We start from the raw sequence: 16,111 nt of genomic DNA on the forward strand, positions 1-16,111 counted from the left end.
TTAACCCCGCAGTTGTGTCAGTAATAACCGCAGCGCCTGACCACGATGGCTGAGCGCGGCTTTGTCGGCTTTTGCCAGCTGCGCTGAGGTCTTGCCAAGTTCTGGTAGCCAGAAGATCGGGTCATAACCAAAACCACCTTCGCCGAGTTGTTGCTGGCTGATTTGGCCGGACCAACGGCCATGGGCGATCAATGGCACTGGATCGTCCGCATGCTGAACTAAAGCCAGCACACAATGAAACTCTGCACTGCGGTCGGTATGTTGCTGCATATTTTGCAGCAACAGGCGGATATTGGCAGCGTCTTTGCTGTCTTGCGCATTGTCCATGCCGTGCATCGCAGCATAGCGCGCAGAGTAAATGCCTGGCGCGCCACCGAGGGCGTGCACCGCCAGACCTGAGTCGTCAGCGATCGCCGGTAAGCCAGTGAGTCGTGATGCATGACGGGCTTTCAGAATGGCATTCTCAATAAAACTCAGACCGGTCTCATCAGCATCAGGGACGCCAAACTGGGTTTGTGGCAGCACCTCGACGCCATAATCGGCCAGTAAACTTTGCAATTCAGCTACTTTGCCGGCGTTACTGCTCGCCAGTACCAGTTGTTTAAACATAACCGTTTCCTGTTATTCCGGGTAAACATCCTGGGTGAACTTCAGTACCTGCAGTTCGTTGCCCTGACGTATCGAGAGTTCAATGGTGATTTTTTGCTCAGAACGTGCTTCCACACCTGCCAGATAATACAGGGCAGCACCTTCTTTGACCGGTTTAAAGCTCAATTGCTGACGTTGTCCTGCCAGGTTGGTCGCGGTCCCGCTCAGTTCAACTGCCTGCGCCTGTTGGTCTGCGGTATTGAGCACAGAAATATTCAACAACTGATAATTGCGGCTGCGGCTTAACTGGTAGTTTTTGGCGACATCCGCGTCCAGCATCGTGGTCGGCATCAGCATGTAATGCACATCCCATTTACCAAGTTGTTGTTTTTGTTCAGCGAAGCTTGGAAAGCTACCAAGCAAAAACAGCGCAAAAAGCGGGTAGAGCAGAGCAGTTACAAGTTTCATCACAAGCTCCTTAAGCAGTCTAAGCGGGTGGCAATCCCAGCGCCGTTAACGCCGCCGGGATGGTTTTGGGTTGGCGGATCAGCAATTGTTTGTGCCGGTTCAATTCGCCACGTTGTAATTCAATCTGGCTTTTTGCCACGTCAAACCACTGCGCCAGTAACTTAATCACGTGAGCATTGGCTTTGCCGTCGACAGGCGGTGCAGTGATCGCCACTTTGACCGCATCACAATGTAACCCCACCACCTGATCGCGGCTGGCTTTTGGCTGCACGTAAATCTGCAGGATTAAATCGCCATCGGCCCAGCGCCAGGCACTGGTAGCAGATGACATGTCAGAACATACCGACAAAAAAGCTCTGTAACAGGATCTGCAGAAATTGCAGGGCGACCAACACAATCAGCACCGACAAATCGAGGCCACCCATCGGCGGGATCACTTTACGAACCGGGGCTAACAAAGGTTCAGTCAACTGCACCAGTACCAACTCCATCGGATTGCGGCCTTGCGAGAACCAGCTCAAGATCGCACGGATAATCAGTACCCAGAACAGCAGACTGCACGCTTCTTTTATCGTCGTCAGTACGGCGCCGGACACTAACGCGATGATATCAAGCTGACCGACCAACAGCAGCTGAATGAGCAACATTTTGCCGGCACTGACCAACAATGCGAGGACCACTGCCGCAGTATCAAGTTTGCCAATACTTGGGATCATCCGGCGCAGTGGGATCAGCAACGGATTAGTCGCTTTCACGACAAACTGGCTGAGTGGATTATAAAAATCAGCGCGGCTGGCCTGCAACCAGATCCGTAGCAGCACCACCATCAGGAACAGATTAAAAACAGTATCGAGCAGAAAATAAAATGCGTTGTTCATGCGTTTTCCTTGTCAGAGCAGGTTAAATCGGCATTTCAATGAATAGTTTACAGCGTTTTGGCCATCTCTTCAGCCCGGCGGATCGCGGCCTGCATGGCATCAGCAACCATCAATTCGAGACCGGCGTTGCGCATGGTTTCAATCGCTTCATGCGTCGTACCGCCTTTACTGGTGACCTGCGCCCGTAAATCGGCAAAGCTCAGAGACGATTGGGTCGCCATCGTCGCAGCACCTAATGCGGTCTGTACCACCATCTGATGGGCCTCGTCCGGGCTAAAACCGAGCAGTTCTGCCTTTTGCGCCATCGCTTGCATAAAGTAGAAAAAGTAGGCGGGTGCGCTGCCGGTTACAGCAGTGATGTCGTTGATTTGGTTTTCCTGATCGAGCCACACCGTTTTACCGGTGGCACTGAACATGCTATCAACAAAAGATTTTTCATAGTTCGAGCAGCGACTGGCAAAAATTCCGGTGACACCCAGTCCGACTAGAGATGGTGAATTGGGCATAGTCCGCATCAGTCGGACCGGCCCGAGCCATTCTTCATAGCGGCTGACCGGTAAACCCGCTGCGACCGTGACAAAAAGTTTTTCGCTGATATCGGGCACACCGGCGATCAACTGACGGCAAACTTCGCCCATCAGCTGCGGCTTGACTGACAACACAATGACATCGGCTTTTTGCACGGCCAAAAGATTGTCCTGAGTCACTACAATGCCAAAATCCGCGGCAAGGGCGTCGAGTTTTGGCCTGCTTGGATTGGCGGCGATGATATTTGCAGCCGGGTAGCCGGTATTCACCATGCCCCCGATGATGCAGCGCGCCATATTGCCGGCGCCGATAAAGGCTACTGTGTTGTCATTCATGCTTTTGATTCGTTGTCTGAGTTTTATCGCGTTAACTGCGCGCGCCGAAAATGGCGGAGCCCAATCTTATCATAGTTGCCCCAAAAAGAACGGCTTGTTGCCAGTCATCTGACATTCCCATAGACAACTGATCTGCCTGCGGAAATTCTGCCTGAAGCGCGGTTGAAAGCTGCTTCATCGCCGCAAAAGCCTGCTGATTGTCACCATTGATCGCCGGTGCCGGGATCGCCATTAAGCCGACCAGTTGGATATTCGGTAGACTGCTGATCTGACGTGCCAGTGACAACAGATCTTCCGGCAAAATGCCGGACTTGCTGTCCTCGCGGCTGATATTCACCTGCAGCAACACCTGCAGCGCTGCTTTACCGACCGGGCGCTGGGCCGACAAACGTTCAGCAATTTTCAAGCGGTCAACGCTATGCACCACATCGGCGTAAACCGCGATATCACGGGTTTTATTGGACTGAATAGGGCCAATAAAATGCCAGCGGATCTGTGTTAAATCGGTCAGTTCCTGTGCTTTAGTCGCAAGTTCCTGCACATAGTTTTCGCCGAACTGACGTTGTCCGGCCAGATATGCTTCTCGTATGTCATTGACTGGCTTAGTTTTACTGACGGCGATTAACTGAGCAGTCGCGCGATCATTTGGCTGAATTTCTGCAAGCGCCCTGTAGGCTGTCTGTAAGCGTTCTGCTATGGTGTTATGCATCAAAACCTGATTTGCCTCTTCACTGACACAGGAGTATGTCGTCATGGATATTACCGAATTACTGGCGTTCAGCGTACAACACAAAGCGTCAGACTTGCACCTGTCGGCCGGTGTGCCACCACTGATCCGCGTCGATGGCGATGTGCGGCGATTGAATATTCCACCGCTGACGCACAAAGACGTGCATGCGCTGGTCTACGACATTATGACGGATAAGCAGCGCAAAGAATACGAGGAACGGCTGGAATCAGATTTCTCATTCGAAGTGCCGGGGCTGGCCCGGTTCCGGGTCAATGCCTTTGTGCAAAACCGCGGTGCTGCCGCCGTGTTCCGGACTATCCCCAGTGAAGTATTAAGTCTGGATGATCTCGGCGCGCCGGATGTATTCCGCACTATTGCCGAAAACCCGCGTGGACTGGTGCTGGTGACCGGACCAACAGGTTCCGGTAAATCGACCACACTGGCGGCGATGGTGGATTACATCAACACAGGCCGACATGAACACATTCTGACTATCGAAGATCCCATCGAATTCGTCCACCACAACAAGCTTTGCCTGGTGAACCAGCGTGAAGTACACCGCGATACTTTGAGTTTCTCAAATGCGTTACGTTCGGCATTGCGGGAAGACCCGGACGTGATCCTCGTTGGTGAATTGCGCGATCTGGAGACTATTCGCCTGGCGATGACCGCGGCTGAAACCGGTCACCTGGTGTTTGGTACTTTGCACACCACATCCGCGCCGAAAACGATTGACCGGATCATCGACGTGTTCCCGGGTGAGGAAAAAGCCATGGTGCGGTCAATGTTGTCCGAATCACTGCGCGCAGTGATTTCGCAGACGCTGCTGAAAAAAATCGGTGGCGGTCGTATTGCCGCGCACGAAATTATGATTGGGGTACCAGCGATCAGAAACCTGATCCGTGAAGATAAAATCGCCCAGATGTATTCAGTGATCCAGACCGGTGCTTCACATGGCATGCAGACGATGGACCAGTGCTTGCTGAATCTGGTGAACCGCGGACTTATCACTAAACAAGACGCCTTAGCCAAAGCCCAGGATAAAAACGCCTTTGGTGCTATGGGCCGGATTTAACGGAGACAGTGATGGAATTAATCAGACTGCTGCAAAAAATGGTCGATGCCAAGGCATCGGACATGTTTGTCACCGCAGGTATGCCGGTGGCCGCCAAAATCAATGGTGAGTTGCTGCCGATTGAAGAGGTCCCGCTGAGCGCGGACGACGCGCTGGCGATTGTTTTGGCTTGCATGAACGACAAGCAGAAAAACGAGTATCTGACGCATAAAGAATGTAACTTCGCCATTGCCAACGATGCCGGCCGGTTCCGCGTATCGGCATTCTTCCAGCGCGATCAGGCCGGTATGGTGGTGCGTCGAATTGTCACCAAAATCCCCGATGTTGATGAGCTGGGATTGCCGCCCATTTTAAAAGAGCTGATCATGTCAAAACGCGGTCTGCTGCTGTTTGTTGGTGGTACCGGTACCGGTAAATCCACCTCGCTGGCAGCTTTAATTGGCTATCGTAATAAAAATGCCCGTGGACATATTCTGACCATCGAAGATCCGATTGAATTTGTGCACGACCATGCAAAGAGTCTGATCACCCAGCGTGAGGTTGGCATCGACACTGAATCCTTTGAAGCCGCGCTGAAAAGCTCATTGCGCCAGGCGCCGGACGTGATCCTGATTGGTGAGATCCGTAGTCAGGATACAATGGAGTATGCGCTGAGTTTTGCCGAAACCGGCCATTTGTGTATTGCGACACTGCACGCTAACAATGCCAACCAGGCGATTGACCGTATCCTGCATTTAGTACCCAAAGAAAAACATGCCAAGCTGATGTTTGATTTGGCGCTGAATTTACGGGGCATTGTCGCGCAGCAATTGATCGCGACGGCGGATGGCTCGAAACGGATGGCGGCGATTGAAGTACTGACCAACTCGCCACTGGTGGCAGATCTCATCAAAAAAGGTCAGATTGACGAGATTAAAGCAGTGATGGCGAAATCGCGTGAACTCGGCATGCAGACCTTTGATCAGGCGTTGTATGACCTATACCAGCGCAATCAAATCAGTTATGCCGATGCACTGCACCACGCGGATTCACCGAATGACTTACGCCTGATGATTAAACTGCGTAATAACGAAACGGCAGGGGCTGGCTTTTTGGCCAATGTCACAGTGGATGGTCTGGAAAAACCCGATCACTGAGTCATCGGTAATCAATAGAAAAAACGCGGCTTTAGCCGCGTTTTTTACTCAGGTGACTGCCAAACCCGGCCATAGATGTTCACTGTCCAGTGCTGCTGGCAGTGCAAGTCCTGCTGGCGGCTCAGTGCCGACAAAACTAAACCGGGCGACCGGTTCGCCGTCAATACTGACATTCTCGCAGAACATCGTCAGCGGTCGCACCCACAGGCCAAAATCGCCATATAATGCGCGATATAGGGCATAAGGCGCATCTTCTTCACTGTGACGCACCAGCGCCAGCAGCTGGTAATAGCGGCCTTTGTAGTGCCGGTAATAACCGGGGCAGGGCAACTCTGTCCTACTGTTGTTCAAACCAGCTCTCCAGAATTAACTTAGCGGAGAAACAATCGACAGCGTCTTTACTGAGCTTCTTAAATCCGCCCTGTGAAAACAATTCAGCGCGCGATTCGACTGTGGTCAACCGTTCATCGTGTGCCTGCACTTTGACACCAAAACGACCATGTAAGCGATTGATAAATTTATGCACCCGTGCAGTGAATGGTTGCTCTGTACCATCCATATTCAGTGGCAGACCCACCACGACGAGCTCTGGTTGCCATTCTTTTAACAGTGCTTCAATCTGGTTCCAGTCGGGAGTGCCATCGACTGCTTTCAGTGCTTTTAACGTGCTGGCGGTGCCGGTCAGACGTTGTCCAACCGCCACGCCAATGCTTTTAAGGCCATAGTCAAAGGCCAGAATACAACTCATCTGTGTTCCTGTTTGTCTGGCCTGATTTCAGGCATGTCCGGCTTGCGGACTTAACTGCCAACTCTGGATCCCCAGTTTAGCCGTCGCGCCTTGCCATTTTTCGCCATGCGGCAAGTCAAAAATAATCCGGTTATCGGCCGGGATCACCAGCCAGCTGTTGTCGGCAAGTTCCTGTTCCAGCTGACCCGGACTCCAGCCCGCATAACCCAGCGCCAGAATAAATTTGTCGGGCGCCGCTTCGGTGGTGAGCTGCTCCAGAATGTCTTTTGAGGTGGTGATCATCAAATCTTGATTCAGTTGCATACTGCTATTAAAGCCAGCTTTTGGCGTATGCAGCACAAAACCGCGATCATTTTGTACTGGTCCACCTGCACAGATTTTCATTCTGGCCGCATCAGAACCGCCGTCAAACTCAATCTCGAGCTGTTCCAATAAATTGGCGATATCGACTGACAGGGGATGATTAATGACTATTCCCATGGCGCCGTCGGCATTATGTTCGCAGATATAGGTCACACTTCGACCAAATAAAGGGTCATCCAAACTTGGCATTGCAATCAGCAGGTGGTTTTGTAAACTTTCCACGGCGAACTCCTCAGGCTTTTTTAGCCTGTAATAACAGTTCAATCTGATCAAACAACATGCCGGTAATTGAAACCGGAAACGCAGCCTCAATTTCGCGGATGCAGGTTGGGCTTGTGACATTAATTTCGGTCAGTTTGTCACCGATGATATCAAGACCGACAAAAATCAACCCTTTGGCTTTCAGTGTTGGGCCTACAGCACGGGCAATGGCCCAGTCACTTTCGGTCAGAGGACGCGCTTCGCCGCGGCCGCCTGCGGCAAGATTGCCGCGGGTTTCGCCGCTGGCTGGGATCCGTGCCAGACAATATGGCACCGGTTCACCATTGACCACTAAGACACGTTTATCGCCGTCGACGATCTGCGGGATAAAACGCTGCGCCATGGCGTACATAGTGCCGTGCGCGGTTAATGTCTCCAGTATGACACTGACATTGGGATCTTGCGGTTTTAAACGAAAAATAGATGCGCCGCCCATACCGTCCAGCGGTTTTAAGATCACATCGCCTTCGGCCTGATAAAAGGCTTTTAATCGGGCAGCATCGCGGCTGACCAGTGTTTTCGGCGTATGCTGCGCAAACCAGCTGGTATATAACTTCTCGTTGGCGTCCCGCAGGCTCTGTGGTTTGTTCACAATCAGCGTGCCGACGTCTTCTGCCCGTTCCAGAATATAAGTCGCGTAGATAAACTCGGTATCAAATGGTGGATCTTTGCGCATCAGAATCACATCCAGATCCCCCAGCGCAATGTCTTGTTCCCCCTGGAATTCATACCAGCGCGCCGGGTTTTGCTCCACGCTCAGCAGGCGGGTGCGGGCGCGGGCCTGACCTTCTAACAGGTATAAGTCGGCCATTTCCATATAGTGCAACTGATAACCGCGGCTCTGAGCCTGCAGTAACATGGCGAAACTGGAATCTTTTTTGATGTTGATGGCGCTGATAGGGTCCATCACGATGCCGAGTTTTATCAACAGCTTACTCCTTAATCAGGCGAGGTCGCCTAGTTGTAATTGCAATGCAGCAATAGCGGTCAGTGCAGCAGTTTCGGTGCGAAGCACCCGTGGACCGAGCCGTACCGGCTGAAAACCGGCTAAAGTCGTGGCCGCGACTTCGCGGTCGCTGAAGCCGCCTTCCGGACCTATGACTAATCTGAGGCGGTCGGTCGGTGCTAATTGTTTAATGGTGGCGCTGGTCCAGGGATCCAAGGTCAGTTTGAGACAATTGTCTGCCTGACCGAGCCATTTTTCCAACGTGACCGGCTGATGCACCGGTGGTACCACCGAGCGGCCGCTTTGTTCGCAGGCGCTGATGACAATTTTTTGCCATTGTTCGCGTTTCTTCTCCAGACGGTCGGCGTCAAGCTTAACGCCGCAGCGTTCGGTAAACAGCGGCGTAATTTCACTGACGCCAAGCTCGACCGCTTTCTGGATGGCAAAATCCATCCGATCTCCGCGGGAGATACCTTGTCCCAGATGTAACTTCAATGGCGATTCGATCGGATTCTCGCTTGAGCTTTGGATATCGACAACCAGCTGCTTTTTGCCAACTTCGATAATGACGGCGGCGTAATTATTGCCATCACCATTAAACAGTTCGAGCGCTTCGCCGGCTTGCATTCGCAAGACTTTACCGGCGTGGTTGGCGGCATCTTCACAGAGCGCCACAGATTGTCCCGGTGTTAACGGGCCGGGCTGATATAAACGTATTGTTCGCATGAGGCCTGATTCAGCAGCAGAAAAACTGATATGGTAGCAGTCCCTTGGCGCTAAGGGTACCTCGAAAGGAGTCCTTGTATGGGCGTAGAAAAAGTCTCATCGGCGGCACCGGCAGTATTGGCCGTGTCGCAACTGTGTAAAAGTTATGGCGCGCTGAAGGCAGTGAACAACCTCAGTTTCAGTGTGCAGGCCGGTCAATGTTTTGGTTTACTTGGGCCAAATGGCGCCGGCAAAACCACGACGCTGGAAATGCTCGAAGGCATTATCAAACCCGACAGCGGCAGCATTTTTTATCATGCCGAAGTGGCCGGGCGGCGACATTTTCAGCAACTAGGCGTGCAGTTCCAGCAAACCGCATTACAGGATTTTCTCACCGTCGAAGAAACGTTACGGATGTTCGCGGCATTTTATCCAGAGCCGGCGGATATTCAAGAGCTTATCAAACTCTGTGATTTGACTGACTTTTTAACGCAGGATCATAAAAAACTGTCCGGTGGTCAGCGTCAGCGGCTGTTACTGGCACTGGCATTGGTGAATCAGCCACAGATTTTGTTTCTGGACGAACCGACCACCGGGCTTGATCCGCATGCCCGGCGTAATTTCTGGATGCTGATCAAACAAATTAAACAGCAGGGCCGGACCATTATTCTGACCACCCATTACATGGATGAAGCTGAGCAGCTCTGTGATGACCTGATTATTGTCGACAAAGGTCAAATCATCGCACAAGGCTCGCCGCAGGCGTTGCTGCGCCAGCATTTTGAAGGGGCTTTGCTGCAGCTGCCGGATCCTGGGTTTATTCCGTCTTTACCAGACGGTCACCATGCATCGCTGCAGGGCGGTCAGCTCTGCATTCAGACGCCGGACGTGCAGCAGAGCATTCAGGCGTTGCTGCAGCAACAAGTGCAGCTACAGGGCCTGTTAGTTAAATCGGCGACGCTGGACGATTTGTTCCTCAAACTGACCGGCCATGCCTTGAGCGGTGTCACCATGGAGGCTGAATGATGTTTAGTTTCAGACGTTTTATTGCGGTGCTCAAAGCGCGCAATCTCGAATTCTGGCGCGACCGGGCGGCGCTTGGCTGGAATTTACTCTTCCCGTTTTTACTGGTCGCCGGTTTTGCTTTTGTATTTTCCGGTGAACCGAAAGCAGAATACAAAGTGGGCGTGTTACAGCAAAGTACGGTGCTTGATACGGCGCAACATCCGTTGCTAACCACGCGTTTTGTCGAATTTGTGCCTTATCAGGCAGAGGCGTTGGCCAGACAACGGCTGGCCCATCATCAGATTGACCTGGTGCTTGATTTAACCGCAAATCGTTATGTGGTGAATCCGGATTCGGCCAAAGGCTATCTGGTGGAAAAAATCCTGTTGCAGCAATGGCCGGGGGCAACCAGAGAGGAAGTGACAGGGCAAGCCATTCGCTATGTCGACTTTGTGCTGCCCGGTATTTTGGGCATGAATATGATGTTTTCCTGCTTGTTTGGCGTCGGTTATGTGCTGGTGCGGTATCGGAAAAACTCAGTGCTAAAACGCCTGCAGGCCACGCCTTTAACTGCGCTGGAATTTGTCGGTGCGCAGGTGGTCTCGCGTCTTGCCATCGTCTTGGCAATTGCCGGCGTGGTGTTTGTCAGCTGTCAGCAGCTGTTTGGCCTGATGATGCTCGGTAGTTATGCACTGCTGTTGTTGGTGGCCGCGTTGGGGGCATTATCGATGATTGCACTGGCGTTGTTGATTGCCAGTCGTTTACAAAGTGAAGAACTGACCGGCGGACTGCTCAATATGACCAGCTGGCCAATGATGATTTTGTCCGGTGTCTGGTTCAGCCTGGAAGGCGCTCCGCAAGCGGTGCAATGGTTTGCGCAGTTGTTCCCGTTGACGCATTTGGTCAGCGCTGCCCGCGCGGTGATGTTGGATGGTGCCGGTTTTGCCGATGTCAGTGTGCAACTTGGTGTGATGGCAGCAATGAGCCTGGTGTTTTTAGCCGCAGCGGCTGCGTTGTTCCGCTGGGCTGGTGACGGCCGTTAATCCGTAGCGACCAGGTGAATGAAACGCCTGAAAAGCTCAGACTGCTTTTCAGGCGTTTTTTTCATTTAAAGTGCAGGGAAGGTGTAATGCGCACCAATTCCCAGCGGAATGCCCAGCGCCCAATAGAGCAACAGGAAGGCGCTCCACAGCACCAGGAAACATACTGAGAATGGCAGCATCAACGCGATCAACGTACCAATACCGGTCGATTTCACGTACTTCTGACAGAACACCACGATCAGCGGGAAGTACGGCATCAGCGGCGTAATGATGTTGGTAGAAGAGTCCCCCACCCGATAAGCGGCTTGAGTTAAATCCGGCGATACACCAAGCTCCATCAACATCGGCACCATAATGGCACCAATCAATGCCCACTTCGCGGAAGCGGAACCCACTAACAGATTGACTGTGGCAGTGAGGAACACGATGCCAACTAAGGTCACGCCAAGTGGTAGCGCCAGTTCTTTTAACGCCAGAGCGCCTTTAATGGCCAATAGGGCGCCCAGATTCGACTGGCCAAAAGCATAAATAAACTGCGCACAGAAAAACGCCATCACGACGTAATACCCCATGCCAGACATCGCTTTACTCATGCCTTGTACAATAGCGCGATGATTTTTTGCCGAACCTGAGGTATAGCCATACACCACACCCGGAATTAAGAAAAACACAAAAATAATGCCGACAATCGACTGCATCAGCGGTGCGGTCGCACTGGTCAGCAAGCCGTCTGTGCCACGCCAGGCTGAATCAGCACCTGATGCCGACCAGATCAGCAGTAAACCGGATACCAACATCGACAAGGTCGCGTAGCGCAGGCCTTTACGTTCCGCATCTGTTAAAGCATCTAGCTTTGGCAGACTGGCTGGGTCTCCGTCGACCTGTGTATTTTTAAGCCGTGGTTCGATGACTTTATCGGTCAGAAACCAGCCCACCAGAATGATTAAACCGGCAGATGCCGTGGTAAAAAAGAAGTTATTCAGTGGGTTAATCGTCATTTCTGCAGCACCAGGATGCGCTGATAGACGCGCAGCTGCCTGCGTCAGGCCAGCTAACATCGGATCTAAACTGGACGGCACAAACAGGCTGGCAGAAAAACCACCTGAGACACCAGCGAATGCTGCGGCAATGCCCGCCAGCGGATGGCGACCAGCTGCGTAAAAAATCACTGCGCCGAGTGGGATCACCAGCACATAGCCGGCATCGACAGCAACATGGCTCAAGATACCAACAGCAATCAGTACCGGTGTCAGCAGCATTTTTGGCGTGACATTTAAGATCGAGCGCAGGCCTGCATTAATAAAGCCGGTATGTTCGGCCACACCCAAACCAAGCATTGCAACCAGGACCACGCCGAGCGGGGGGAAGTTAACAAAAGTCGTGACCATCTTACTCATAAAAGTTGTGAAGGCCGTGCCATCTAACAGATTGACTATGACGATAGGTTTGCCGGTACGTGGGTCAATTTCGCTGAACTGCACACCGGACAAGGCCCAGGATATCAGCCAGACGGCCAGCATAAATAATGCGAATAACACAGCAGGATCAGGGAGTTTGTTGCCCGCACGTTCTATCGCATCGAGACTACGCTGCAACCAGGGTCTGGTCGTTTGAGAAGACATAGAGTTTCCTTATTATTGTCGGTCAGCCGTTATAAAAGTTATCGGGCAGTGCTGGCAAACAGGAAAAAACTGTGAAGATATCAGGCTAAGGCTGTGATGAGATGGTTACGCGCGAAACGCAGTGCAACAAAAAGGGAGCCGAAGCTCCCTGTTTAGCTGAGTCTGAGATTACAGACCGGCTTCCGCACGCAGTGCGTCAGCTTTGTTAGTCTGTTCCCACGGGAACTCATTGCGGCCAAAGTGACCGTAAGCTGCAGTCGCTTTGTAAATCGGACGCTCAAGGTCAAGCATCGCAATCAGGCCGGCCGGACGCAGGTCGAAATGGGCCCGGATCAGTTTGATCAGTTGGTCTTCTGACAGTTTGCTGGTGCCAAAAGTCTCGACGCTGATAGAAGTAGGTTCTGCCACACCGATGGCGTAAGAAACCTGGATCTCACAGCGCTCAGCTAAGCCTGCCGCAACGATGTTTTTCGCCACATAACGGGCAGCGTAGGCGGCTGAACGGTCAACTTTTGATGGATCTTTACCAGAGAACGCGCCACCACCGTGACGTGCCATACCGCCGTAGCTATCCACGATGATTTTGCGGCCGGTCAGACCGCAATCGCCCATTGGGCCACCGATCACAAACCGACCTGTTGGGTTAATAAAGAACTTCGTGCTTTGACGCAACCATTCAGCTGGCAGCACTGGCTTGATGATGTGTTCCATCACCGCTTCGCGCAGATCTTCAGTTGAAATGGTGTCGCAATGCTGCGTAGATAACACTACAGCGTCGATGCCGACTGGTTTGCCGTTCTCATAAATGAAAGACAGCTGAGATTTTGCATCTGGGCGTAACCAAGGCAGCGTGCCGTCTTTGCGCACTTTGGCCTGTTGTTGCACCAGACGGTGAGAGTAAGTGATTGGCGCGGGCATCAGCACGTCAGTTTCGTTACTGGCATAACCGAACATCAGACCTTGGTCACCGGCACCCTGATCTTTCGGGTCTTTTTTATCAACGCCCTGGTTGATATCCGGAGATTGTTTACCGATGGCGCTTAACACCGCACAAGAATTGGCATCAAAGCCCATATCAGAATGCACATAACCGATTTCACGGATAGTACTGCGGGTCAGCTCTTCGATATCGACCCAAGCAGAAGTGGTGATTTCGCCACCAACCAGCACCATACCGGTTTTGACGAAGGTTTCACAGGCGACACGGGCTTTTGGGTCCTGCTCCAGGATGGCATCCAACACCGCATCAGAGATTTGGTCGGCGATTTTATCCGGATGTCCTTCGGAAACTGACTCAGAGGTAAAAATGTGTTGTGCCATTCTAACTTATTCCAATGGGTTGGTTGTTTTAGCGCCAAGCGCCGGAAAATTGGGCTGCGTATTCTAGAGAAACAAATAATAGTTTGCCATATTTTTTTGCCGCCCGGACGTCTTTCTATCTGCAAGAGTACGGGATATCGGACGAACGGATCAAAACTTAAGCCAATCAGCATGGATCCGGTTTTATTCGTTGCCAAGGTGGGCATGGTCTGGGAAAATAACCTGGAACCGATGCGACGCGTAAAATAAATTTGCCTGTTTATTAAAAAACAGTATCACGCCATCCGAAGCGATGCAGGCAACATAAAAAACCACTTGGATAAGATTCCGATAATTAGTAGCAGGAGTGACAATGCTGTCCCGCAAACAACTCGCCAACGCCATCCGCGCGTTAAGTATGGATGCAGTGCAAAAGGCTAAATCTGGCCACCCGGGCGCCCCGATGGGGATGGCCGATATCGCCGAAGTATTATGGCGCGATTTTTTAAAGCACAATCCACAAGACCCGCAGTGGGCTAACCGTGACCGTTTTGTTCTGTCGAACGGCCATGGCTCTATGTTGTTGTATTCGCTGTTGCATTTGTCCGGTTATGACCTGTCTATCGACGACTTAAAACAATTCCGTCAATTGCACTCACGCACGCCGGGCCACCCGGAATATGGTTATGCGCCAGGCGTTGAGACCACCACGGGCCCGTTGGGGCAGGGGATTACCAATGCTGTCGGTATGGCAATTGCCGAAAAAGCTCTGGCGGCACAGTTTAACCAGCCAGGCCATACCATTATCGACCACCACACTTATGCATTCCTCGGCGACGGTTGCCTGATGGAAGGTATTTCTCACGAAGCCTGCTCTTTGGCAGGGACTTTGGGGCTTGGCAAACTGATCGCGTTCTGGGATGACAATGGCATCTCTATCGACGGTCATGTCGAAGGCTGGTTCACTGACAATACGCCGGCCCGTTTTGAAGCTTATGGCTGGCACGTGATTGCTGGTGTTGATGGTCATGACTCAGCGACTATTGCAGCTGCGATCCAGGCTGCACAGGCAGAAACCGCCAAGCCAACACTGATTTGCTGCAAAACCATCATCGGTTACGGTTCGCCAAATAAATCCGGTAGCCATGATTGCCATGGCGCGCCACTGGGTGATGCTGAAATCGCCGCATCCCGTGAATTCCTGCAATGGCCATATGCCCCATTTGAAGTGCCGGCAGATATCTATGCGGCGTGGGATGGCAAACCAAAAGGCGGCGTCCAGCAACAAAGCTGGAATGAACAGTTCTCTGCTTATGCTGCTGCGCACCCGGCACTGGCCGCCGAGTTAAAACGCCGGTTAAGCGGTGAATTACCTGCCAACTGGAAAGCAGATTCAGATGCGTATATCGCCAAGTTACAGGCAACCCCTGCTGCGATCGCCAGCCGCAAAGCGTCGCAAAATGCTTTAAATGCCTACGGTCCTTTATTGCCGGAACTGCTGGGTGGTTCGGCCGATCTGGCTGGTTCAAACCTGACGATTTGGTCTGGCTCGAAAGGCATTAGTGCAGACGACGCTAGCGGTAACTACTTATATTATGGTGTGCGTGAGTTCGGCATGTCGGCCATTATGAACGGTATCGCGCTACATGGTGGTTTTGTGCCATACGGTGCGACCTTCCTGATGTTTATGGAATATGCTCGTAATGCTGTGCGTATGGCTGCGCTGATGAAACAACGGGTGATTTTTGTTTATACCCACGACTCGATTGGTCTTGGCGAAGACGGCCCGACACACCAACCGGTTGAACAACTGGCTTCGCTGCGGGTTACACCAAACCTGATGAACTGGCGTCCTTGTGATCAGGTCGAATCTGCTGTCGCCTGGCAAGCTGCGATTGAACGCACCGAAGGCCCGACGACGCTGATTTTCACCCGGCAGAATTTGGCACAGCAAGCCCGGACGGAAGAACAAGTCGCAGCGATCCGTCGGGGTGGTTATGTGCTTAAAGACAGCGCGGGTACACCGGATTTGATCATTATTGCGACAGGTTCAGAAGTCGAGCTGGCGGTTCAAGCCGCGGCAAAACTGACCGATGCTGGTCACAAGGTGCGCGTTGTATCGATGCCATCGACTGATGTGTTTGACGCGCAGGATGCAGCCTACCGTGAGGCTGTGTTACCAGCTGCGGTAACAAAACGCATTGCTGTGGAAGCTTGTATTGTCGACAGCTGGTATAAATATGTTGGTCTGAATGGCAAAATCATCGGCATGACCGGTTTTGGTGAATCTGCGCCAGCTGAGCAGCTGTTTGAATACTTCGGTATCACCACAGCTGCAGTTGTCGAAGCCGCCGAACAGTTACTGGCGTAAACGGTACTTT

General features: G+C 52.2%; 18 protein-coding genes. 5 read left to right on the forward strand and 13 right to left on the reverse strand.

Annotation, left to right across the window (positions count from 1 at the left end):
* From rdgB to ACFFJP_RS07685, 6 genes are read right to left on the reverse strand one after another with little or no spacing between them, the layout of a single operon-like run.
* Positions 1–609, reverse strand: coding sequence for an RdgB/HAM1 family non-canonical purine NTP pyrophosphatase (gene rdgB / locus ACFFJP_RS07660; protein WP_377242091.1), 609 nt, complete (start codon positions 607–609; stop codon positions 1–3).
* 12 nt (positions 610–621) lie between these two features.
* Positions 622–1,056: a DUF4426 domain-containing protein gene (locus ACFFJP_RS07665; RefSeq protein WP_377242093.1), complete on the reverse strand. Its 435-nt coding sequence runs from the start codon at positions 1,054–1,056 to the stop codon at positions 622–624.
* Positions 1,057–1,075: 19 nt separating this feature from the next.
* Entirely contained in the window at positions 1,076–1,387 is a 312-nt protein-coding gene (locus tag ACFFJP_RS07670; RefSeq protein WP_377242095.1) for a DUF167 family protein, read from the reverse strand.
* Position 1,388: 1 nt separating this feature from the next.
* Complete coding sequence (locus tag ACFFJP_RS07675) at positions 1,389–1,934, reverse strand: YggT family protein (RefSeq protein ID WP_377242097.1); 546 nt, start codon at positions 1,932–1,934, stop codon at positions 1,389–1,391.
* A 47-nt stretch (positions 1,935–1,981) separates the two neighbouring features.
* A complete protein-coding gene (gene proC, locus ACFFJP_RS07680; RefSeq protein ID WP_377243399.1) occupies positions 1,982–2,824 on the reverse strand; it encodes a pyrroline-5-carboxylate reductase in 843 nt (280 codons plus the stop codon).
* 4 nt (positions 2,825–2,828) lie between these two features.
* Positions 2,829–3,506 (reverse strand): YggS family pyridoxal phosphate-dependent enzyme, encoded by a 678-nt coding sequence (locus tag ACFFJP_RS07685; RefSeq protein ID WP_377242099.1) that lies wholly within the window; start codon positions 3,504–3,506, stop codon positions 2,829–2,831.
* Positions 3,507–3,549: 43 nt separating this feature from the next.
* On the opposite strand from ACFFJP_RS07685, the gene ACFFJP_RS07690 reads away from it, so the two are divergent.
* Both ACFFJP_RS07690 and ACFFJP_RS07695 read left to right on the forward strand, forming a co-directional pair.
* Complete coding sequence (locus ACFFJP_RS07690) at positions 3,550–4,602, forward strand: type IV pilus twitching motility protein PilT (protein ID WP_208931027.1); 1,053 nt, start codon at positions 3,550–3,552, stop codon at positions 4,600–4,602.
* 11 nt (positions 4,603–4,613) lie between these two features.
* The gene (locus tag ACFFJP_RS07695) at positions 4,614–5,738 is read left to right on the forward strand and encodes a PilT/PilU family type 4a pilus ATPase (RefSeq protein WP_377242102.1); all 1,125 of its coding nucleotides are present in this window, start codon (positions 4,614–4,616) and stop codon (positions 5,736–5,738) included.
* A 48-nt stretch (positions 5,739–5,786) separates the two neighbouring features.
* Here ACFFJP_RS07695 and ACFFJP_RS07700 read toward each other — a convergent pair whose 3' ends face one another.
* The 5 genes from ACFFJP_RS07700 to rsmE are packed head-to-tail and all read right to left on the reverse strand — an operon-like array spanning position 5,787 to position 8,782.
* Positions 5,787–6,089, reverse strand: coding sequence for a DUF1653 domain-containing protein (locus ACFFJP_RS07700; RefSeq protein ID WP_377242104.1), 303 nt, complete (start codon positions 6,087–6,089; stop codon positions 5,787–5,789).
* A complete protein-coding gene (gene ruvX / locus ACFFJP_RS07705; RefSeq protein WP_377242107.1) occupies positions 6,076–6,486 on the reverse strand; it encodes a Holliday junction resolvase RuvX in 411 nt (136 codons plus the stop codon). The genes ACFFJP_RS07700 and ruvX overlap by 14 nt, the downstream gene beginning before the upstream one ends.
* 27 nt (positions 6,487–6,513) lie before the next feature.
* A complete protein-coding gene (locus ACFFJP_RS07710; protein WP_377242109.1) occupies positions 6,514–7,071 on the reverse strand; it encodes a YqgE/AlgH family protein in 558 nt (185 codons plus the stop codon).
* A gap of 10 nt (positions 7,072–7,081) precedes the next feature.
* Positions 7,082–8,041 (reverse strand): glutathione synthase, encoded by a 960-nt coding sequence (gene gshB / locus ACFFJP_RS07715; RefSeq protein WP_377243402.1) that lies wholly within the window; start codon positions 8,039–8,041, stop codon positions 7,082–7,084.
* A gap of 12 nt (positions 8,042–8,053) precedes the next feature.
* Positions 8,054–8,782: a 16S rRNA (uracil(1498)-N(3))-methyltransferase gene (gene rsmE / locus ACFFJP_RS07720; RefSeq protein WP_377242111.1), complete on the reverse strand. Its 729-nt coding sequence runs from the start codon at positions 8,780–8,782 to the stop codon at positions 8,054–8,056.
* Positions 8,783–8,860: 78 nt separating this feature from the next.
* Between rsmE and ACFFJP_RS07725 the strand changes: the two genes are divergently transcribed.
* Both ACFFJP_RS07725 and ACFFJP_RS07730 read left to right on the forward strand, forming a co-directional pair.
* The gene (locus tag ACFFJP_RS07725; RefSeq protein WP_377242114.1) at positions 8,861–9,787 is read left to right on the forward strand and encodes an ABC transporter ATP-binding protein; all 927 of its coding nucleotides are present in this window, start codon (positions 8,861–8,863) and stop codon (positions 9,785–9,787) included.
* Positions 9,784–10,809 carry an ABC transporter permease gene (locus ACFFJP_RS07730; protein ID WP_377242116.1) on the forward strand — a complete coding sequence of 342 codons (1,026 nt, stop codon included), beginning with the start codon at positions 9,784–9,786 and terminating at the stop codon, positions 10,807–10,809. Before ACFFJP_RS07725 ends, ACFFJP_RS07730 begins: the two co-directional genes overlap by 4 nt.
* Positions 10,810–10,874: 65 nt before the next feature.
* On the opposite strand, the gene ACFFJP_RS07735 is transcribed toward ACFFJP_RS07730, so the two are convergent.
* Both ACFFJP_RS07735 and metK read right to left on the reverse strand, forming a co-directional pair.
* Positions 10,875–12,431, reverse strand: a complete 1,557-nt coding sequence (locus ACFFJP_RS07735; RefSeq protein WP_377242118.1) for an AbgT family transporter — start codon at positions 12,429–12,431, stop codon at positions 10,875–10,877.
* Positions 12,432–12,599: 168 nt separating this feature from the next.
* On the reverse strand, positions 12,600–13,751 hold the full coding sequence (gene metK, locus ACFFJP_RS07740) for a methionine adenosyltransferase (RefSeq protein WP_208931033.1): 1,152 nt from the start codon (positions 13,749–13,751) through the stop codon (positions 12,600–12,602).
* A 352-nt stretch (positions 13,752–14,103) separates the two neighbouring features.
* Between metK and tkt the strand changes: the two genes are divergently transcribed.
* Positions 14,104–16,101, forward strand: a complete 1,998-nt coding sequence (gene tkt / locus ACFFJP_RS07745) for a transketolase (RefSeq protein ID WP_377242120.1) — start codon at positions 14,104–14,106, stop codon at positions 16,099–16,101.
* The last annotated feature ends 10 nt before the right edge of the window (positions 16,102–16,111 follow it).

This window comes from Rheinheimera tilapiae (genome assembly GCF_042432165.1).
Classification (GTDB): domain Bacteria; phylum Pseudomonadota; class Gammaproteobacteria; order Enterobacterales; family Alteromonadaceae; genus Pararheinheimera; species Pararheinheimera tilapiae.

Bases quoted from the DNA above. Each gene is read 5' to 3' on its own strand.
- rdgB (WP_377242091.1), bottom strand. From the start codon at position 609: ATGTTTAAACAACTGGTACTGGCGAGCAGTAACGCCGGCAAAGTAGCT.
- ACFFJP_RS07665 (WP_377242093.1), bottom strand. From the start codon at position 1,056: ATGAAACTTGTAACTGCTCTGCTCTACCCGCTTTTTGCGCTGTTTTTG.
- ACFFJP_RS07670 (WP_377242095.1), bottom strand. From the start codon at position 1,387: ATGTCATCTGCTACCAGTGCCTGGCGCTGGGCCGATGGCGATTTAATC.
- ACFFJP_RS07675 (WP_377242097.1), bottom strand. From the start codon at position 1,934: ATGAACAACGCATTTTATTTTCTGCTCGATACTGTTTTTAATCTGTTC.
- ACFFJP_RS07685 (WP_377242099.1), bottom strand. From the start codon at position 3,506: ATGCATAACACCATAGCAGAACGCTTACAGACAGCCTACAGGGCGCTT.
- ACFFJP_RS07690 (WP_208931027.1), top strand. From the start codon at position 3,550: ATGGATATTACCGAATTACTGGCGTTCAGCGTACAACACAAAGCGTCA.
- ACFFJP_RS07695 (WP_377242102.1), top strand. From the start codon at position 4,614: ATGGAATTAATCAGACTGCTGCAAAAAATGGTCGATGCCAAGGCATCG.
- ruvX (WP_377242107.1), bottom strand. From the start codon at position 6,486: ATGAGTTGTATTCTGGCCTTTGACTATGGCCTTAAAAGCATTGGCGTG.
- rsmE (WP_377242111.1), bottom strand. From the start codon at position 8,782: ATGCGAACAATACGTTTATATCAGCCCGGCCCGTTAACACCGGGACAA.
- ACFFJP_RS07725 (WP_377242114.1), top strand. From the start codon at position 8,861: ATGGGCGTAGAAAAAGTCTCATCGGCGGCACCGGCAGTATTGGCCGTG.
- ACFFJP_RS07730 (WP_377242116.1), top strand. From the start codon at position 9,784: ATGATGTTTAGTTTCAGACGTTTTATTGCGGTGCTCAAAGCGCGCAAT.
- ACFFJP_RS07735 (WP_377242118.1), bottom strand. From the start codon at position 12,431: ATGTCTTCTCAAACGACCAGACCCTGGTTGCAGCGTAGTCTCGATGCG.
- metK (WP_208931033.1), bottom strand. From the start codon at position 13,751: ATGGCACAACACATTTTTACCTCTGAGTCAGTTTCCGAAGGACATCCG.
- tkt (WP_377242120.1), top strand. From the start codon at position 14,104: ATGCTGTCCCGCAAACAACTCGCCAACGCCATCCGCGCGTTAAGTATG.